This window comes from Niameybacter massiliensis (genome assembly GCF_001282685.1).
GTDB lineage: Bacteria > Bacillota > Clostridia > Lachnospirales > Cellulosilyticaceae > Holtiella > Holtiella tumoricola.
On the sequence record NZ_LN875035.1, the window covers coordinates 2667182 to 2687318 of the forward strand.

Genomic DNA, 20137 nt, shown 5'->3' on the forward strand with positions numbered 1-20137 from the left:
TTTATTTCATACTGTCCGGAATAATGATCGGTTGATAATTCCATAAGATAGCTGTTAATTCATCTATTTTCTTTTCAAGAACTTTGCCATCTTCTTGTACTAACTTGATTTCCTGTTCTACCGTCATCTTATCCTTTTGTTTTTGTTCAATATTAGATTCTATCTTATCCATCTTTTTTGCTATCAAATAGCCATTGGTCATACTTACAATCATACAAACAGTGGCGATTATAACTAAAACGCCACTAATTCCTTTATAGTTCAATCTTTTTTTCATTGATGCTTTTTTACGTCTAGTCATAATTAATTCCCTCACTTTCTAGCAACTTAAGCATATAAAAATAACCTTAAGGCATGCTTTACGCAACCTTAAGGTTTCTTAAGATAAGGCATTTGTATTCTAAATTCTGTATGGTAAGGTACTGTAGGTTTTGTAGCCAGTTGAATACTTCCATTATGAGCCTCTATAATACGTTTACTAATAGCAAGTCCCAGTCCTGAACCTTGCTTATTATTTCTTGAATCATCTCCTACTATAAATGGCTCAAATAAAGTACTTACCAAATGAGTCGGTATGCCTATTCCATCATCTGCTAAAATAATTTGAATATCTTTATCTTGCTTTTTAATGGTTACATATAGTGTTGTACCTATAGGATTATGCTTCATTGCATTAACCATTATATTTTCAAATACTCGCCTTAACTGAAGTGGATCAATTTCACACATTAGTGGTTCATCTGGTATATCAATATCTAGCATAAAACCGGAAAGTTCTACTTCATCGTACTTTTCAGCTAAGTAAGCACGCATATATTCACAGACATCCCATTTTTCTAGATTTAACTTAAACTCTGGATGCTCCAATTTACTATATTCATAGAAATTATTAATGAGCTGCGTCAAACCTGTAGCCTTATGATAAATAGTTGTTAAATACTGTTCAAGTTGCTCTTCTTTGACAAGACCATCACAAATAGCTTTAGAATATCCTTGAATCACTGTAATAGGTGTCTTTAAATCATGAGATATATCTGCTAACATTTTCTGCTTTTCTTGTTCTAACTCTTGTCTTCTTGCTTCACTTTCACTAAGCTGTATAGACATTTCATTGAAGTTTTCACAGATTTCAACGAATTCATTAGGCCCTTGATAATCAATAATAACTTCTTTCTGACCATTAGAAAAACTTCCTATTGCTGTATTCAATAAATTAAGTGGTTTTTTTACTTTACGATTGAGCCAATATACAAACAAAATCACCATCAAAATATAAAATATAATAAAAATATAATTAACGCCTCTTATAATCGTATAATAGCGATCAATATCTTCATCTCTTATACTTGGAGAAAAAATAAGTAGGGTATGTCCATCTTGATACGGATGCTTCCATACATCATACTCACTTGAAAAAGTACCTGTTAAATACTCTAACTCTCGCTCAGTATACTTTGTTTTACTCTGAGGTTTACTACTTGTTATTACATTTAAATCTTCATCTAATAATACATAGCCTTTACTATCTTCATCATAAGCACTCTCATATGTCATTAGCAGTTTTTGTTTTCCTGATGTTGTTACATATTCATCTATCAGTACATAATCATTCCCCATATAAGTTGGGATACAATCTATTTCCCCCTGTGTATATACGCCCATTGGCTTACTCTTATCACTTTGATAAACTGTTTTAAGATTTTGGTTTAAAATTTCAATATATCCACCTTTACCTAGAAACTTTTCAACTGTAACCTGACTGTAATCACCTTCTAAAACAGCTTGTTTATGAGTAATTAAATCGTCTACTTGTGGATATTTAAAAATCTCATCTGCTTTCATATAGGCAATACTATACAAACTCCCTAGTACAAATGCAACAGTAAGTGAAAAGAATATATAATGCCAAATAAGCATAGTAAATAGACTGGATCGTTTTCTTTTATTTGCTTTCAAATTTATAACCTAACCCCCTAACTGTTTTTATATACTTAGGGTTTTTAGAGTCTTGTTCTATTTTTTCTCTCAGCCTTGAAATATGTACCATCATTGTGTTGTCATCGTTTTCAAAGTATTCCCCATTAATTTTTTCATAAAGTTGTACCTTTGTATAAATACGCCCTGGTGATTTCATCAACAACTGAAGAATCTTATATTCTGTCGGTGTCAGAATGACTTCTTCACCTGATTTATAAAGTGTAAAGGTCTCTAAGTCTAAAGTTAATTCTCCTTGAACTAATGTATTTTCTTCTTGTTTAACTGCTTTTTCTGTATTTAAATCATAGAAACGACGTAAATTAGAACGCACCCTTGCAATGATTTCTAATGGATTGAAAGGTTTAGTTAGATAATCATCCGCCCCAATATTAAGCCCTAAGATTTTATCACTATCTTGATTTTTGGCCGTTAAAATGATAATAGGAATATTACTCATTTCTCGTATTTTTTTAGTTAATTCATAACCATTCATTCTAGGCATCATCAGATCTAAAAGAGCTAAATCTACAGCCTCTTTCTCTAATATCTCCATAGCCTCTACACCATCTTTGGCTGTAAGCACGCTAAAACCTTCATTTTCTAAATAAAGCTTTAAAAGCTGTATAATGTCCTCATCATCTTCTGCCACTAAAATTTTATAATGCATAGGCTTCTCCTTCTTTCTTTTTGTATATCTATTATACCCATTGTACCTAAATAAAGCCTATATGTAACCTTAAAATTTCTTAAGGTTGCATATAGGTTTATAATCTATCAGTTTATATCTAATGCATTTCGCCAAGAGGATATTGTGCTTCTAGGCCATCTTGATTAAAGGTTCCTAGATAGCATGTACCTGCTTTAATATATATGAGTTGTTCTTCTCCTATATAGTCAAATCGGTCTACATTCTCTGCTAAGACATGAAGGTGCCTTAACGTTGTATAGTACACAAGCCTTCCTATCTGATCTAAGCCTACAACTCCTTCAGGTACTACTTTAAAACTTGTAAGGTTAGGCATAGAAAGCCATTCTCCATGTAATGTACAAATTCTCCCTGTTTTCACAAAGCAATGGACTTCTTCTTTATAAATAAAAAGTTGTTCGATTATATCCTCTACACCATAAAAGCAACAAGCCTGTTTACTTCTAAGATTATACGCTTTTACTTCTTTCCTATCCTCACTTACCACAAACAATTGTCCATGATGGACAAGAGCATTTGTTGATGCAAGAGGGGGCATTGCCTTTGCGCTCACTTGTAGCTTCTCCATCTGAGTAAGCATACTTGTCATCTTTCCATCATAATCACTTACTTTATCTACAAGCACTTCAGCCTGTTTACCGGTTTGTCCTAGCTTCTCTATGTTTAAAGTTGTTTGTAAACTATCTATTAATCTTTCAAATTGGTCTGTAAAAGCTTCTAGGGCTTCACCTAAATCATTACTTTCTTTTTTATTTTGGCTTATTTGCAATAATACCTTTTCTATTTGTGAAGATTCCATCTAGCATCTCCTTTCTTTTTCACTCACTAATCCCTGCGTTAATACCTCTAAAGCTTCACTTATTTCCCATATAGCAAGAGTCTGATCCACTTGTTGCTCTCTTTGCTCCATAAGCTCTTGCTCACAGTAGTCAAGACATAATCTTTCTACCTTCTCTTTTAATGCACCATGCAAGTAAGGTTTTAAATCTCTATGGTAGCTAAAACTTGGCTGCTTTAAAACTTGACTTACAAAATATTCATTTCCTTGTTCTAAGAGACAATGATAATACGCTTGTTTATTTCCTGCTAGCTTATAGCACCTTGTGGCTTCTTCAAAATACTCTTCACCTCTAAAAATTGCTCCTGCTTCTTCATAGCATCCTGCTTCTTCATGTTGCTTAGCCTTACAAATTTTAATACGATGTGCTACACCTGGTACTTTCAAATGCTCATAGGCAATTATTGCACGATCATACTTACCTGCTTGTTCTAACTTTAATGCTGCTTCAAAGAACTCCATCAACGTAGATTCTTCTAACAAATTAAAGATATTTGCATCAAAGCGTGTAGCATTTTGTGGAATGACACCCAATACAGTTTGGTATTGTCCCTGGCTCATCCCTTGATCAAGAAAACATATGTTTTCTTGAGAACGTGTAAGCGCTACATACAACATATTAAATAAGTAGCGATATAACTGGCTTTCTCCTAATGATTTTCTATCCTTAAGGTGTTCACCTATAACCTCCCACTTCTCTTTATAAGTACTTAAGAGATTTACACAAATAATATAACGATTTTCCAACCCCTTAATCTCACTGATAGTAAAGATATGCGTATAATTATTAAGTCGTCGCTGTAAATACTGTTTTTGCACCTCATTAGGAACAACAATATACGTATAAGCTTTTTTAATAGCCTCTTGTAAAAGCTTGATTTGTTCTTCCTCATCGCCTATTAATGTATAGACATTGCCTTTCTCTTCTATCATGGCTTCTTCTTGTTCGCCATCATTACGCTTATCATAACCTAATAACTGCTGACGCACTAACCCAATATGGTTGCCCATCTTCACAATTTCCTGCGGATTACGATAATTACGTCTTAAGCATACTTGGTTCTCATCTTCTTTATAACGTAAGTTATGTCTTTCTAAAAAATTTACTACTCTCCTTGTATCAAAATAAGTAGGGGTAATGGTTTGATGGTAATCTCCACTCATCAAGAAATTCTGAGTATAGCGTACTAAGTTTAAGAGCATATAGAATTCTAGTTCTGTTAAGTCTTGGACCTCATCAATAACAAGCCAATCAAAAGAAGCAAATTGTTTTCCATTTTTAATTACCTCACGTGCTAAGTCATTTTCATCACATAAATTGTTTGCCTTAAGCCACTTTGTATAATCGCCCGCTAATTTATAAAGGAATTTTTTCTCCTCTATAGAATAGGGGGAATACTTTTCATCTAATTTTAAATAACTTGCTTCCTTGATAAGACCATCAGAAGTTTTTAACACTTCTAAGTCCCAAGTTATTCCTCCAAATCCTTTTAAAAGACCTCTGATTTCTTTCCATACATCATAAGCTTCTTTACCTCTACATACATTTTTATAACCAGGATTTTGCATATAATTGGCATAAGCATTACGGTAAAAGTCTTGGGTGAATTTTTCAAAGTCTACAAGTTCTCTCTCTCCTATGTATTGTCTTAAAAAGACTTTAATAGGATAAAATGCTATAGCATCTTCTTGAAGTTCTTGCTCAATTTCATCTAATTCATTACGTTTAACATTATTATAAATTCTCTTAGCTGTATCTAAGAGCTGAGAAGAATAAGTGAAATAGCCTACCTTCAAATCTGAATCTCCCTTTAAAAGTTGAATCAATTTATAGATACCAATGGTTGTTTTGCCACTTCCTGCACTTCCAAAAAGTAAAAAAGGTGCAAAAGGTTGATTGACACAGTGTCTTTGTTCTTCATTTAAGTAGAAAATTCCCTGTAGATTGTCTACATCAATTAATTCTTCCACATTCATATATTTAAAAGGTCTTGTTATACTTTTCCCTAATTGATAATCCAATCGTTTTACTTGCCTTTTTACCACTTGTTCAACATTTTCTTCCAATTTAGCTTCAAGCTTACTACGTAATGTTTCTTCACTTTCCATCACTTCTTCTTCGTCAAGAGTAACTGTACTCTTAGCTCGGGCACTTAAAATCTGCTTGTCATGGGTACAAAATTCAAGAAGGACAAGGGCATCTTGCTCATCTTCTGGTAATCCTACTACATCCTTACCTTTCATAAAAAGTACACGATTCCCTGCTGACACCTTAAACTTCCACACCTCAGCAAGTTTAGTAGGTGCTTTTACCTTTTTTACACTATATTTATTTCCTACTAAATTTTTATCTTTGGTTGTATGCCATTCCCATACAAACTGCCCAATCTTATTCAGTATAGCTGCCTTATTCGTTTCTGGCAGGCTACGTTCAAATCGAACATCCATCAATAACTTTTGTTTATCCACCCTCTTCCCCCTTTCTATCTCATTTTATCATTAGCTTTATTATACTACATCTCTTTTAAAGACATACTACCAAAATGTAAAGAAGCTGTTACACTTTGGTGTAACAGCTTCTTTACATTTATACTATTCAATTCTGATCCTATAAGAGCCTTGCCCAATACCAATCTTATCATGATTTTCTAACTTCATTTGACCTCGTACACGTTGATCATTTACGTAAGTCCCATTTGTCGAATTTAAATCTAGTATGTAAACTTGCCCATCCTTTTGATAAATCTTACAATGATTTCCTGATACTGTTAGATCATCTACAATAGTCCAGTGATGATACCCAGGATTACGCCCTATAGTTAAACTGTCTTCTAACCTAAAAGAATAATTTTCAAAAAGTTGACTGGTTTGCATCTTATAGAATTTAATAGTAAATACTCTATCATTTTCTATATGAGCCGTCTCAAACCTTGGAATTTGTACGCCTACTGCTGCCACCGTAGCTCCTACCACCTGTGCTTTTGCTGCTGCTTCTGCTCTGGCTACTTCCTCGGCTCTTACTGCAGCTTCCGCTCTGGCTGCTTCCTCGGCTCTTACTGCAGCTTCCGCTCTGGCTGCTTCCTCGGCTCTTACTGCCGCTTCCGCTCTGGCTACTTCCTCGACTTTTGCTGCCGCTTCCGCTCTGGCTACTTCCTCGGCCCTTACTGCAGCTTCCGCTCTGGCTATTTCCTCGGCTCTGGCTGCCGCTTCCGCTCTGGCTACTTCCTCGGCTCTTACTGCAGCTTCCGCTCTGGCTGCTTCCTCGGCTCTTACTGCAGCTTCCTCTCTGGCTATTTCCTCGGCTCTGGCCTCCTCCTCCTGTACTGTTGGTTTTAGCTGTTGACCGGATTTTTGAGTTTTTGCTTGCTGCTTGGCTTCTAGTTTTTGTTGTTTTTTCTCGGCTTTTTTTTTATTTTTTAGTTCCTTTTTTGCATCACGTTTAGCTAACCCTTTCCACCAGATGGCTAAAAAACCAACGGCTACTAGGATAAATAAACTTGCACCTACAAGTGCATACTGCATTAAATCAACTGAAATATCTTTCACTTCTGTCACCTTCTTTTATGTTGTGTTGTTCATTATATCATAATTTACTTCAACTGTGTATAATTCTCCATTTTTACCTCATACTAAATTTGTTATATGAGTTTACTGTTTATGAAAGGGGGCTAGGCGTATGAAAAGTGGCTTTACAAGTATCCATCCCCTACTTTCTTTTTGCTATTTTTTCATATTTCTTGTTCTAAGTATGGTTGTCAAAAAACCATTATTTCTTTTTCTTTTGCTTATTCTCTGTACTATTCTTCTCTATTTTTTAGATGGTTTAGTAACTCTAAAGCAAAATCTAAAATTTTATCTATTTATGGCAGGCGTTATTCTAATTTTAAATCCTCTTTTCTCTACAGAAGGAACAACTGTCTTATTTTATCTTAAAAATCGTAGTATTACTTTAGAAGGTGTTCTTGGTGGTATTACTTTTGCACTATCTTTGCTCAACATCTTATTTATGTTTCTTGCTTATAACTTAATCATTACACCAAAAAAATTCTTATATTTATTTGGCAATATCATTCCTAAAACAGCCTTTATACTTACTATTATCATGGGATTCATCCCACTTTTTACAAGACGTCTTCAGGAAATTATAGATGTTAGACAGATTCAAAAAACTACATGTCCCAATCGCTCAAAGCTTTCTTTAAAAGAACGTCTTATAGAAGCTATGACCACACTTAACACTCTTGTAAGTTGGACACTGGAAGAATCTTTGGATAATGCTGTTTCTATGCGTGCAAGAGGTTATGGCACGACTAAGCGTACCTCATCTACTATCTACCACTTGGATTCTCGTGATAGATACCTTATAGCTATAAGCCTCTTCATAGGATGTTTAAGCTTGATTTATTTTTCAAGTTGGCTTATATTTGCCAGCTTACCAATTTTAATAGAAATGAGGGAACGACTCAGATGGCACTTTATGAAATCCAACACTTAAACTTCACCTATCCTAATCATAATGCTCCCACTCTAAAGGATGTAAATTTCTCTATTAATCATGGGGACTTTGTTCTTCTCTTTGGGCCCTCAGGATCAGGCAAAAGTACTTTACTCAGACACCTTAAGCAAGAAGTCAAACCTGTTGGTACTGAAGAGGGACACATCTTATTTGAAGGCCATCCTCTTTCTTCACTTTCTCCTCATGATGCAGCTAGTCGTATTGGCATGGTCTTTCAAAATCCTGACCAACAAATCGTCCTTTCTAGTGTCTATGAAGAACTTGCTTTTGGTATGGAGAATTTAGGTCTCTCCCCAAGCGAAATGCAACGTCGTATTGGTGAAATTAGTACCTTTTTAGGGATTAACCATTGGCTCTATAAAAATACTCATGAACTTTCTGGTGGGCAAAAACAACTTTTAAACTTAGCAAGTATTATGACCCTCTATCCAGATGTACTCCTTCTAGATGAGCCTACTTCACAACTTGACCCCATTACGACACAAAATTTTCTTCATATTTTAAAGCGCCTTAATGAAGAATTTTCTATTACCATTATTATGACTGAACACCACTTAGAGGACGTATTCCCTCTTGTAAATAAGGTTTTTCTCTTAAAACAAGGTACGATTACTTATACAGGTACCCCAAAAGCTTCCCTTATACGCCTCTATGAAGAAAAATCACCTGAACTGTTAGAATATATTCCAGCTATAAGTAAACTTTATCTGGACTTGGTACAAGACCCTTTAGAAACAAGTATCCCTCTAACACCTAAAGATGCTAGAGCATGGTTTAACCATTTTGACTATCTTATAATGCCACCCTCTCTACAATCTAATGGGGTGCATTATAAGGAATATCCTTCTAGCCAAGAAGTTATTCTTAGCTGCAAAGACTTGTATTTTCAATATACCAAGACAAGTCCTTTAGTTTTAGAACGTATCGATTTAGCTGTTCCTCGTGGGTGTTTCTTAGCGTTACTAGGAGGAAATGGCTCTGGTAAATCTACATTTTTGAAAGTATTAGCAGGAATTTATAAGCCCCTAAAAGGTAAGATTAAAACTTCTGCTCGGATAGGTTATTTACCGCAAAATCCTATAACTTTATTCCATGAGCCCACTGTCAAACAGCAGCTCTTATCCACCTTGCAGTCCTCTTCCTCTAAGGAGGAAGAAGCCGAACTTGATAATCTTATTCACTTTCTTCAGCTAGAAACACTTCTAGAGCATCATCCTTATGATCTGAGTGGAGGACAGATGCAAAAGCTTGCACTAGCAACCGTACTGCTTACAAAGCCTAATCTTTTACTACTAGATGAGCCTACTAAAGGATTGGACCCTGCAACTAAAGCTCAATTTGCTCAGTTACTTCAAACACTCCTAGCTCAAAATACTACACTGATTATGGTGAGTCATGATTTAGAATTTGTTGCAAAATATGCTACCCTTACAACTTTAATGTTCAGCGGACACCTACTTTCTTTAACTACTACTCATGACTTCTTTACAAACAATGTATTTTACACGACAGCTATTCATCGTTCTGTAAAGGGTAGGCTACCTGATGCTATTACTTTAGAGGAGGTACAAACACTTGTCCATTCGTAAAATATTTATTTTCTTAGGTATCGTACTTGGTGATGCGCTCTTACTCACCTTATCTATACGCTATCCTAAGTACTTTTTCTTGCTTAGTAGTGCTATGATTTTACTAAGTATGTATCCTATTTTTCATCGTTTTGAAAAACGGTCTTTACAAGCAGAAGAGGTTATTTTAATTGCTGTCTTAAGTGCTCTAGGGGCAGTTGCTAGGATACCTTTTTCAGCTTTACCAAGTGTACAACCTACATCCTTTATTATTATTTTAACTGGTGTCATCTTTGGTGGTGAAACTGGCTTTTTAGTAGGTGCTCTAAGTGCCCTTGCCTCTAACTTAGTACTTGGACAAGGTCCTTGGACTTTGTGGCAAATGTTTGCTTGGAGTATGATGGGGTTAAGCAGTGGACTCTTTCATACCAGGCACTATACAAAAGCTTCTGTTAGTTTATATATTTTTGGCTTTATATGGGGATTCTTATTTGGTTGGATTATGAATATTTGGTCTGTTGTTTCCTTCTTTGATTGTCTAACCTTACCACTTCTTCTAACCTCCATGGCAACTTCCCTTTATTTTGACTTAGCGCATGCATTAAGTAATGTTATCTTCTTGCTACTGTTTTCAAAATCTTGGTTTCAAATTCTTGGGCGTGTTCAAGTCAAATATGGACTACTCAAGTTGTAACCTCCTGTCATTTTTTGCATAAAATGTAAGTGTAATCTTATATGATATTTTATAGCAAAGGATGATATTTGATGGATACAAAATCTTTAGCTCCTCTTGCAGTGGCTGCTGCTTATCTATTTATGAATCAAAATCCTTCTAGCTTAGTTAGAAGTTCTGATGATACATCACGTGCTGCTGACCCAAGTCAGTCTATCACCTTTGAAGTACTTGGTCCTGGTGGTAAGACAGTCATGGCACCCCCTACTAAAGTTACTGTTACCAATACATCTACAGCTCTAACCGCTTCTGTGGATGGACTAAAAGCTAATAAGCTTGCTTTCCAAACAAGTGGAAGTGGCGCCGGCACATATGTTACTTCTATCGGTGGCCTTGCTCAACAAGCTAATGGTCCTTTAAGCGGTTGGCTCTACAAGGTAAATAATGTTTTTCCAAATGAAGGTCCTGCTACTTATAAAGTTAAACCTGGTGATACTATTACTTGGGTTTATACAAACGATTTAGGTAAAGATGTAGGTGCACCTTCTGTTATGTTTGAAAATCGTGCTCACAAAATGCCAATGAATAACATCAACTTTTAAATAAAAGAGAGGCAACCCATTTTATTATTTTAAAAATGAGTTGCCTCTCTTTATTCTATCCTCTTAATATTTTACTATTGAACATCTTTATGATTCTCTTGTGTCTGCTTAATAACATTATCCATACTTTCTCTTGTCATCATCCCCTGTACATAGCCCTCTACTGATCCATCTGGATTAATTAAGAACGTAGTTGGGAAAGCCGAGATACTATAATAATAAGCAAGTGCACCTTCTTCATCCATTACTACTGGGAATGTATACCCATCTTTCTCTAAAAACTCAATGACTTCCTCTTTAGATTTTTCATTACCCATATTAGGAAAAGCTACTCCCAGTACAATAACCTCTTCTTCGTTTAAACCATAATCTTTATAAATCTGCTCAATATCTGGCATTTCTGCTCTACATGGTGGACACCATGTTGCCCAGAAGTTCATAAAGACTGTTTTGCCTTTATAGTCACTTAAAGTATGCGTATTTCCATATTGGTCTACTAATGTAAAGTCTGGTGCTTGAGGACGTTCCTCTTCTTGAGCAGGCTCCTCTGTTTGTACTTCATCTTTACTATTAGCTTGGTTTTGTTGCACTTTATTTTGCTCTGATACGGTACTATTTGCATTTGGTGCAACAAACTTAGGTGTTCTAATACCATTTACAAACAGTATAAATCCTACTATTAAAAGTAAGTAACCTCCTATTTTTTGAATCATACTCATTTTTAGCTTTACTCGATCTAATAATTTCAACATCTTTTCTGAAAAAATTGCTAAAAGCATAAATGGAATGATAAACCCTAGAGTATACACACCTATTAGCATAAATCCTGTTCCTTGACTACTACTTGTTGAAGCCATTACCAGCACTGATGCTAAAAGTGGCCCTATACAAGGCGTCCAACCAAAACTAAAAGTAAATCCTAGTAAATAAGCTGCTAGTGGATTCATTTCTTTAACTTGCATACGGAATTTACGTTCTTTTTGAAGAAATGGAATGTTTAGATCTCCTATATAAAAGAATCCCATTACAATGATGAATAAGCCACCACCAATTAAAAAGTAACGTTTATATTCATTTAAGAAACTTTTAAAAGCTCCAATCCCTACTCCAAGTATAAAGAAAGTCGTTGCAATACCTAGGACAAATAAGAGTGTATTACGTAAAAGTACTCTTTTTTGCGCTTTATGTGCCTCCTCATCTTCCAATATATTTATTTCACCATTTCCTGCACTTCTGGCAAGTACAGCTAAGTAGACAGGTAAAATGGGTAATACACATGGTGATAAGAAGGATAATATACCTTCTAAAAATACAACAACTACATTTAAGTTTTCCATGAATCCCTTCCTTTCTCTTCATTAATCTTTGATTTATTCTAAAATGAGTATAAGATATTTACATTAGACAAGCAATTAGGTACTTTTTTGTAACCGCCTTCTTACTACAAATAAATAAGCCTAAAACTTACTAAGTAAGTCTAGGCTTTTTCTTATCACATTCTCTTATTTAAAACTATATAGTATTGTAGGCAATTCTTCTACCCATTTCTAAACATGCTTCTTTACCTTCATCATCTGGTTCACCATTAATAATAAGGCTATCTACTACTAAGTGAGCCCCTATTGTATCGCATGCTTCCTCCCAAGTTTGCATCCATTCACCATCTCCCCAACCATAGGAACCAAATAATGCAATTTTTTTATCCACTAGACTGTCTTTGCAATGCTCAAATAGAGGTGCAAATTCAATTTCTTCAAGTTCCTCTGCACCCATAGCTGGACATCCAAAAGCAACTACATCATATTCTTTAATAAGCTCTGCACCAAATTCCATTGGTTCATATAAGGTTACTTGAGATCCCTCACTAACAGCACCTTCTGCTATTAATTTTGCCATTTCCTTTGTATTACCTGTTCCACTCCAATAAACGATTGCAATTTTATTCATACTTTCCAACCTTTCTATAACATTCTCAAGCACTTACAGTAAGCCGCTCTACTGAACGTCCTTCTTGTAATTTTCTCCGATAAATCTTCGTACATCTTCTATATTTTTCAAAAGTTCTTTGTGCTTCTTGTTCATCAAAATAAACTTTCCAGTATCCTACACATTTACAATTCTTACCTTTGTTTTCAATGAAGCCTTTTACATCCTCTATTGGATACCCAAGAAACAATCCTATTTCATGTGGAAATTCCTCACAACTACAGAGTCTAGTTGCTAAATGCTTGATACACTCATCTGTGCAATGATTTTGATAACCTTGATCTCTTAAAAAGCACTGTGCCTCTTCTCTTTTCATATCTAACTCCAATCTTTTAGGGCGATATACATATACCAAAGCACGGTCTTTCATCGTACGTAGTAATGTCATACTTACCCCTTTAGGGTTTAATACTTTATTCCATTGTTCAATTTGCTCTTTAACTTCACATTCCGAATCACATTTACAATTAAATAAGTTTCCTGTTTTCATGTCCGCAAGTGTTGGCGAACAATGTGTTACAAGTATTTCTTCTGACATTTTACCACCTCTTAATTTTGATAACTATTTTCATTTATATTAAATATGATAATTCATCTCAATTAAAATGTCAATCATTTTGATATTTTTTCTCATTTAATAAAATAGAGTTTATGTTTTTATTCACAAAAAAGGAACAGTAGTCTATATCCACTCATATAGACTACTGTTCCTTTTTACAACTTGCTTTAATTATTTGCACAAATTTCTTGGATAAGAAAGAGGGCAATCTTCCTCATCCTAACTTAGCGTTATTAATACTGGAGGTATTAATAATCTCAATATATTTTGCATATGTTTGTACACCCTTAGAATAGCATAATTGATAATAACTTTCAATATATTTATTGATATTATTTCTCACTTAATCCTTTAATAGACTAAGAATCTCATCTAACTTCTTAGCACCAAAATATACTTTTTCATCATTAATAATGATTGCTGGTACACTCATAATCTTATATTCATCTTTGATTGCTTTAAAGTTAGCTAGATCAATCATCTCTGCCTCTACATATTCATTCTCTATTGCAATACGTTGTGCACTTACTACTACATCTGGACACAAGTGGCAAGATAACGATACACAAATCTTAATATTAGTTGGCTTATCTAATGTTTTTATTACCTCTAATTGCTCTGATGTTATTGCCTGACCTTGTCCACCTAAATTATACAATGCTAGGATAAATGAATTGAGTTCATGTCCACCAGGTACTCCGTGGAACTTGACACCACTGTACTGGCCTTTTTCATTTAATAAGGCAACAATCGGATATTTATCTGCCTGGATAGCTTGCTCTACTTCACTATTTTCTCCACGTGCATATACTTTACATTCAATTTTTTCACCGAGCTCAGCTAAATCTAGTAAAAGATCTCTTAGCTCAATAGACTTTTGATTTTGCTCATCTACAATGGTTATGAGTGTTACTTGTTTTTCCACACGTTTTAAAATCTCTTTTATTTGCTCACATAAGGCATCTGTTAATAACTGGCTTCTACGTTTAGATATTTTTTCTATAGCATTAGAGTGATTGGCTCCATTTACCTGTACTTGATTTCCCTCTACCTCCTCTGTAACGATTCCTAGCTTTTCTTTGAGGCTGCTGATATACTTCTCGGCAGATGTAGCAGCTATTGCACCATCTGCAACAGCTGTTACTATCTGACGTAATTGTTTTGGTCTTAAATCACCTGCAACATATACACCTGATATTCTTGTTTTCATATGCTCATTCGTTTTTAAATAACCGTACTCATCTGTCTCTAACACGTCTTTAAACAAACCACTTTGAGGTGCATATCCAACAAAGACAAAGACTCCAAATGTACCATCCGTTTCATTTGCTTTATACATAAATCTTTCCTGCGTCTGGTTATTAATAAAATGTGCATAGTTTAAAAGCTCATCTCCACCAACTTCTGTAAGTTCTGTATTAAACATCACTTCTACTTTTGGATGTGCAAGTACTTTATCTGCTATAGACTTGGCACAAGTAAATTCTGGTTCTCTGGCAATGACCATAACCTTTTTTGCATACTTTGTTAAAAATATGGCTTCTTCTGCTGCTGCAAATCCTGCACCGATAACAAAAACCTCAAGCCCTTCAAATAATTGACCATCACAGGTTGAACAATAGGCTACACCTCTACCTGTAAACTCAAATTCCCCTTTAAATCCCAATTTTCTAGGGCTGGCACCTGTAGCAATAATGAGTGCATAAGCTTTAAGTTCTCCCTTGTCTGTAAGAATTACTTTCATATCACTATCAAGTTGAGTCTTAATTACTTCTGCATGCATGAAATGAACCTTGAAGTCCTGTGCTTGCTTACGCATCTCTTCCATCATATGTGGTCCTTTCCCACCTCTAATACCTGGATAATTAGCAACCTCATAAGTTTTATTTACTTGTCCACCCCATTCATCTTTTTCAATAATAAGTGTCTTTAATTTTGCTCTCCCCGCATAGATTGCTGCACTAAGTCCTGCTGGTCCACCTCCAACAATAATCAAATCATAATTTGTTTCCATTTTCCTATCCTCCTTTTATCTATGTAATACTCTATATAACTTAATAGCATCTTTTATCTTATAGTGAAATAAGGGGGCTGTTTCATCTAACAGCCCCTCATCTATTTCTCATATTCTATTCTTATAGTTTACCTACTAAGTCTAAACTTGGTGTTAAAGTTTCAGCACCTGGTTGCCATTTAGCTGGACAAACTTGATCTCCATGTTCTGCAACAAATTGAGCTGCTTGTACTTTTCTTAATAATTCTTCTGCTTTTCTACCAATCCCTTTGTCATGGATTTCATAAGCTTTGATTTGTCCTTCTGGATTAATTACAAATGAACCTCTTAAAGCTAATCCTTCTTCTTCAATAAGTACGCCAAATGCTCTTGCAAGTTTTGCTGTTGGGTCTGCTAACATTGGATATTGGATTTTTCCAATTGTTTCTGAAGCATCCGCCCATGCTTTATGCACAAAATGTGTATCTGTTGAAATAGAGTAAACTTCACATCCAATTTTTTTGAACTCTTCATAGTGATCTGCTAAATCCCCTAATTCTGTTGGACAAACAAATGTAAAATCTGCTGGGTAAAATACAAATACTGACCATTGTCCTTTAATAGATTCTGATGTTACCTCTACGAACGCTCCATTGTGATAAGCTTGTACCTTAAAATCTTCAACCCTTGTATTAATTAATGACATATCTATTCTCCTTTATATTATAAATCTTGATATTTATTTCTTTTTGATATTAGTTATCATTTATATAACTAATAATAATTCTTATTTACTGTTTTGTCAAGTATATTTTTATATTTTTCATTCACTTTATTTCTATTAGCATGCAGATAGAGTATAATACTTTTCCTGCTATGTTTTAGATCATTGAAAACATAACTTTCTTACAAAAAAAGGCGCTAGTTATAGCTAGCGCCTTTGATTACTAACAATGGAGGTTATTAGTAATGCGTATATAATGTATGTCATATGCGATATAATCATTATACTATTTTTGAAAACAGTTATCAATAACTTTATTGATATTATTTCTCACTTACCAGTCTAATAAAAACTTTTGTATATTTAAACAAACCTCATCACTTATATAATGTTTGATACCCTCTGCATCTTTTTGGGCAACTTCTTCTGATACATTAATAACCTTAGCAAAAAAATGTTCAAGTAATACTTGCTTATAATAAACCTTACGTGCTTTTTCTAAGCCTATCTTCGTTAGAGTAATACTTTTATTTTCTACGCAAATAAGCTTTTGTTCTTCTAATCTTTTTATCGCACGACTTACACTGGCTCTTGTTACTTTAACTTTCTTAGCAATATCAACCGCTCGAATATGTTCATGTCTCATACTGATGATGTAAATAGCCTCTAAATACCTTTTATCTGCTTGATTCATCATCTCTACTCCTTCATACTTTTCTCTTGGTATTACATGTTTTTCCCACTGGGCACTCCCTACATCCACAGCCACATCCTGTAGGTGCTCCTTTTTTATGTCTATTAATAAGTTTTACAACTATAACACATACAAGGCTAAATACACCTATTCCTATTATATAATCAATCATACTCATTTCACTTCTTTCTAGATTCTTTTTTTATAACGATAGATATACATTCATCTTTTAGGTAACCTCTATACTTAAGTGAATCTAAAAGCATCCAATACCACTCTGCTTTATCTAATTGTATAATTTGTTTTTCATCTACTAAGACAATTTGTGGACATATGTCTTCTTCTAAAGATTCTATAGAAACATGATATAAGTTTTTTCTATCAATAGCACCCAATTCCTCAAGAGTATTAACCATTCTATAAACTGTTGCAATACCAATAGTTGGATCTTTTTTAATTACTTTATAATGAATTTCTTTACATGAACAACATTCATCTTCTAAAATGACATCTAATATAAACTTTCTTTGTGAAGTTAAACGATGTCCTTTCTCGCGTAATGCCTCTATGATACATTCTCGCTTTTCTTGTTTCATTAGATCATAACACTTCCTATTACATTAACTAAAAGTGCAACAACATAAGCTGTTAGCATTTGTACGCCTATCGCTGCACCTGTAGCACGCCAAGTTTTAAGTTCACGCTTCATTGCTCCTACAGCTGCAAAACAAGGCATACATAATAAGTTGAAGATCATATAGGCATATGCTCCTGCTTTAGTTGGAATATCCTTTTTTAACGTTGCCAATGCATTTTCATCATTACCTTCAAATAAAATTACTTCAGCATATAAGTCTGCTGCTCTCTCTGCATTGTAGATACCTTCTTCAAACCCTATTTCTTCCAACTTCTCTGGACTATACTGACCAAAGTAGCTTTCTAAATATTCTGGTGTGACATCTTCGTCATAAAGTTGAGACAGTGTCACAACAACCATCTCTTTTGCTATCCATCCTGTTGCAATTCCAACGGCCGGACGCCACTCACCAAATCCTAACGGCTTGAATATTGGAGCTACTGCGCTTCCTACTGAAGCTAAAAAACTTTCATCCATTTCACACATAATACTTTGATCTTCATTCTGAGCCTTATTTACACCGTTAAAAGAGTTAATATTAAAGTTTGATAATAACCAAATAAGAATAGTAGAAAGAAGAATAATGGTTCCTGCCTTTATTGCAAAGCCTTTAACCTTCTCCCATCCATGAATTCCAATACTTTTTAAAGTTGGGATACGATATTGAGGAAGCTCCATTACAAAATTAGATGTACCTGATTTATATACAAACTTATTCAGTAATAGTGAAACTACAATAGCAACGATAATACTTAGCATATAGATTGAATACGTTACTAATGTTTTATTTTGGTCTGAAAAGAAAATAGAAACAAACATTGCAAAGATAGGAAGCTTTGCACCACATGGCATAAAACCAGTAATCATTGTTGTAATCTTACGATCTTTTTCTGAGTCTAACGTCCTTGTTGCCATGATCGCAGGTACTCCACATCCAAACCCCATAAGAAGAGGTATAAAAGACCTTCCAGATAATCCAAATTTACGAAAAAGTCGATCCATCACAAAGGCAACTCTGGCCATATATCCACTGTCTTCTAAGAAAGAAATTAATATGTAAAGTACAAGTACAAGTGGAATAAAGCCTATAACTGCTCCAATCCCTCCCATAATGCCATCCATTACAAGAGAACTTGCCCATGGGGATGCACTGACTACTAACCCCTCTACAACACCACTAATTGTCTCCCATATACTTTCGGCTAAACCAGCAAGCCATACACCCGGACTAGGTAAGCCTTCTATAAATAAGAAGTTTTCACTAAAAGTACAAGCGAATAATAAGTACATTACTCCAGCGAAAATAGGCAGTGCTAATATACGATTGGTAAGTATTTTATCTAATTTATCTGACTTTGTTTCTACGTGCCCAATAGACTTTCTTTTAACAGTTTGATGAACTACTTTTCCAATCCATTGATATCTAAGATCTGCGATTTTAGATTCTAAATCTAACGTTTCTTCTTGTTCAAGATCTTTGATAACAGCCTCTATTTGTGCTTTGTAAGCCTTATCTAGAGTCTGCGTTACAATCTCATCTCCTTCAAGGAGCTTGATTGCTGTCCATTCCCTTTCCCTCTCATCTAAATGGCTTAACAACATTTCTATATTATCAAGACCATGTGTTATTACTTCATCAAAAACATCTAACCGTTTTATTAGCTGTGTCTGTTTTGCTACTTGCTTAGCAGCCTCTACAAGCTCATGAATACCTTTTCCACTTCTTGCTACAATGGGTATAATCGGTATACCTCCCCAAAGTTCACTAAGCTTCTTAAAGTCTATTTTGTCCCCCTTAGCTTCTACTTCGTCCATCATATTAATGGCCATTACCATTGGGATCTTTGTTTCTGCAATTTGTAAGCTTAAATATAAATTCCTTTCAACACTTGTTCCATCTACAATATTAATGACTACATCTGGCTTCTCCTTAACAATGTAGTCTCTCGCAATAATTTCTTCAGCTGAATATGGTGACAAAGAATATGTCCCTGGTAAATCTAAAATTGTAATACCTTTATCCTTCTTATATGTTCCTTGCTTTTTATCTACTGTAACACCAGGCCAATTCCCAACATGTTGTTTAGCCCCCGTTAATTCATTAAAAAGTGTGGTCTTACCACAGTTTGGATTGCCTGCTAATGCAATTGTTATTGCCATCTCCCTATCCCCCTATTGAATTTCTATTTGTCTTGCTTCTTCTTTTCTTATACTCAGTTCATATCCACGTATGTTAACTTCTATTGGGTCACCTAGTGGTGCAACCTTAATAATCTTTATTGCTACTCCCGGTGTTACACCCATATCCATAAGTCTTCTTCTTATAGGTCCCTTTGTACCTAGCCCTATAACTACACCTTCTTCTCCAGGCTTAAGCTCTTTTAATGTCATTTTTCTTCCTCCTATTCAACCATAATTTTTGACATAAGTCCTTTATTTAAAGCCACTCTTACATCTTTGACTAATACTATCATTCCACTTTGATTTTCTCCTAGAATTTGTACCTGCTCACCCTTTATAAATCCTAGATTATTTAAATGTTTCCTTATTTCATCCTTTCCTATGAACCCTACTATGGTTCTAATCTCTCCCAAACTAGCTAATGCCAAGGGCATAACACCACCTCTTTTTGATATTAATTTTCAATTTCTTACTTTTATAGTA

At 34.7% G+C, this 20137-nt stretch carries 21 protein-coding genes; 4 read left to right on the forward strand and 17 right to left on the reverse strand.

Annotation, left to right across the window (positions count from 1 at the left end; translation table 11 throughout):
- Nucleotide 1: 1 nt before the first annotated feature.
- The 6 genes from BN2390_RS18110 to BN2390_RS18135 all read right to left on the reverse strand — a co-directional run bounded on the left by BN2390_RS18110 (nucleotide 2) and on the right by BN2390_RS18135 (nucleotide 7067).
- Nucleotides 2-301 (reverse strand): hypothetical protein, encoded by a 300-nt coding sequence (locus tag BN2390_RS18110; RefSeq protein ID WP_053985715.1) that lies wholly within the window; start codon nucleotides 299-301, stop codon nucleotides 2-4.
- A 68-nt stretch (nucleotides 302-369) separates the two neighbouring features.
- Entirely contained in the window at nucleotides 370-1956 is a 1587-nt protein-coding gene (locus BN2390_RS18115; RefSeq protein ID WP_053985716.1) for a HAMP domain-containing sensor histidine kinase, read from the reverse strand.
- Complete coding sequence (locus BN2390_RS18120) at nucleotides 1943-2644, reverse strand: response regulator transcription factor (RefSeq protein ID WP_053985717.1); 702 nt, start codon at nucleotides 2642-2644, stop codon at nucleotides 1943-1945. Before BN2390_RS18120 ends, BN2390_RS18115 begins: the two co-directional genes overlap by 14 nt.
- 118 nt (nucleotides 2645-2762) lie before the next feature.
- Entirely contained in the window at nucleotides 2763-3482 is a 720-nt protein-coding gene (locus BN2390_RS18125; RefSeq protein ID WP_053985718.1) for a hypothetical protein, read from the reverse strand.
- Nucleotides 3483-5990 carry a UvrD-helicase domain-containing protein gene (locus BN2390_RS18130; RefSeq protein ID WP_053985719.1) on the reverse strand — a complete coding sequence of 836 codons (2508 nt, stop codon included), beginning with the start codon at nucleotides 5988-5990 and terminating at the stop codon, nucleotides 3483-3485.
- 123 nt (nucleotides 5991-6113) lie between these two features.
- On the reverse strand, nucleotides 6114-7067 hold the full coding sequence (locus BN2390_RS18135) for an FHA domain-containing protein (RefSeq protein ID WP_053985720.1): 954 nt from the start codon (nucleotides 7065-7067) through the stop codon (nucleotides 6114-6116).
- 130 nt (nucleotides 7068-7197) lie between these two features.
- Here BN2390_RS18135 and BN2390_RS18140 point away from each other — a divergent pair, with 130 nt between their 5' ends.
- From BN2390_RS18140 to BN2390_RS18155, 4 genes are all read left to right on the forward strand, one after another.
- Complete coding sequence (locus BN2390_RS18140; protein ID WP_053985721.1) at nucleotides 7198-8016, forward strand: energy-coupling factor transporter transmembrane component T; 819 nt, start codon at nucleotides 7198-7200, stop codon at nucleotides 8014-8016.
- Entirely contained in the window at nucleotides 7989-9626 is a 1638-nt protein-coding gene (locus BN2390_RS18145) for an ABC transporter ATP-binding protein (protein WP_053985722.1), read from the forward strand. The genes BN2390_RS18140 and BN2390_RS18145 overlap by 28 nt, the downstream gene beginning before the upstream one ends.
- The gene (locus BN2390_RS18150) at nucleotides 9613-10299 is read left to right on the forward strand and encodes an ECF transporter S component (protein WP_053985723.1); all 687 of its coding nucleotides are present in this window, start codon (nucleotides 9613-9615) and stop codon (nucleotides 10297-10299) included. The genes BN2390_RS18145 and BN2390_RS18150 overlap by 14 nt, the downstream gene beginning before the upstream one ends.
- Before the next feature lie 71 nt (nucleotides 10300-10370).
- Entirely contained in the window at nucleotides 10371-10880 is a 510-nt protein-coding gene (locus tag BN2390_RS18155; protein ID WP_053985724.1) for a DUF4430 domain-containing protein, read from the forward strand.
- Nucleotides 10881-10954: 74 nt separating this feature from the next.
- On the opposite strand, the gene BN2390_RS18160 is transcribed toward BN2390_RS18155, so the two are convergent.
- The 11 genes from BN2390_RS18160 to BN2390_RS18205 form a co-directional block, all read right to left on the reverse strand.
- Entirely contained in the window at nucleotides 10955-12217 is a 1263-nt protein-coding gene (locus BN2390_RS18160; RefSeq protein WP_053985725.1) for a cytochrome c biogenesis protein/redoxin, read from the reverse strand.
- 175 nt (nucleotides 12218-12392) lie between these two features.
- Nucleotides 12393-12827 (reverse strand): flavodoxin, encoded by a 435-nt coding sequence (locus BN2390_RS18165; protein WP_053985726.1) that lies wholly within the window; start codon nucleotides 12825-12827, stop codon nucleotides 12393-12395.
- Nucleotides 12828-12852: 25 nt separating this feature from the next.
- Nucleotides 12853-13404, reverse strand: a complete 552-nt coding sequence (locus BN2390_RS18170) for a DUF3793 family protein (protein ID WP_053985727.1) — start codon at nucleotides 13402-13404, stop codon at nucleotides 12853-12855.
- A 364-nt stretch (nucleotides 13405-13768) separates the two neighbouring features.
- Entirely contained in the window at nucleotides 13769-15439 is a 1671-nt protein-coding gene (locus tag BN2390_RS18175) for an FAD-dependent oxidoreductase (protein WP_053985728.1), read from the reverse strand.
- Between the two features lie 121 nt (nucleotides 15440-15560).
- Entirely contained in the window at nucleotides 15561-16124 is a 564-nt protein-coding gene (gene ahpC / locus BN2390_RS18180; protein WP_053985729.1) for an alkyl hydroperoxide reductase subunit C, read from the reverse strand.
- A 352-nt stretch (nucleotides 16125-16476) separates the two neighbouring features.
- Nucleotides 16477-16836, reverse strand: coding sequence for a metal-dependent transcriptional regulator (locus tag BN2390_RS18185; RefSeq protein ID WP_198524945.1), 360 nt, complete (start codon nucleotides 16834-16836; stop codon nucleotides 16477-16479).
- 13 nt (nucleotides 16837-16849) lie between these two features.
- Entirely contained in the window at nucleotides 16850-17008 is a 159-nt protein-coding gene (locus tag BN2390_RS21820; RefSeq protein ID WP_207642821.1) for a FeoB-associated Cys-rich membrane protein, read from the reverse strand.
- A gap of 7 nt (nucleotides 17009-17015) precedes the next feature.
- Entirely contained in the window at nucleotides 17016-17432 is a 417-nt protein-coding gene (locus tag BN2390_RS18190; RefSeq protein ID WP_053985731.1) for a Fur family transcriptional regulator, read from the reverse strand.
- On the reverse strand, nucleotides 17432-19633 hold the full coding sequence (gene feoB, locus BN2390_RS18195) for a ferrous iron transport protein B (protein WP_053985732.1): 2202 nt from the start codon (nucleotides 19631-19633) through the stop codon (nucleotides 17432-17434). Before feoB ends, BN2390_RS18190 begins: the two co-directional genes overlap by 1 nt.
- A gap of 12 nt (nucleotides 19634-19645) precedes the next feature.
- Complete coding sequence (locus BN2390_RS18200; protein ID WP_053985733.1) at nucleotides 19646-19864, reverse strand: FeoA family protein; 219 nt, start codon at nucleotides 19862-19864, stop codon at nucleotides 19646-19648.
- A gap of 11 nt (nucleotides 19865-19875) precedes the next feature.
- Nucleotides 19876-20088, reverse strand: coding sequence for a FeoA family protein (locus BN2390_RS18205; protein WP_053985734.1), 213 nt, complete (start codon nucleotides 20086-20088; stop codon nucleotides 19876-19878).
- Between the last annotated feature and the right edge of the window lie 49 nt (nucleotides 20089-20137).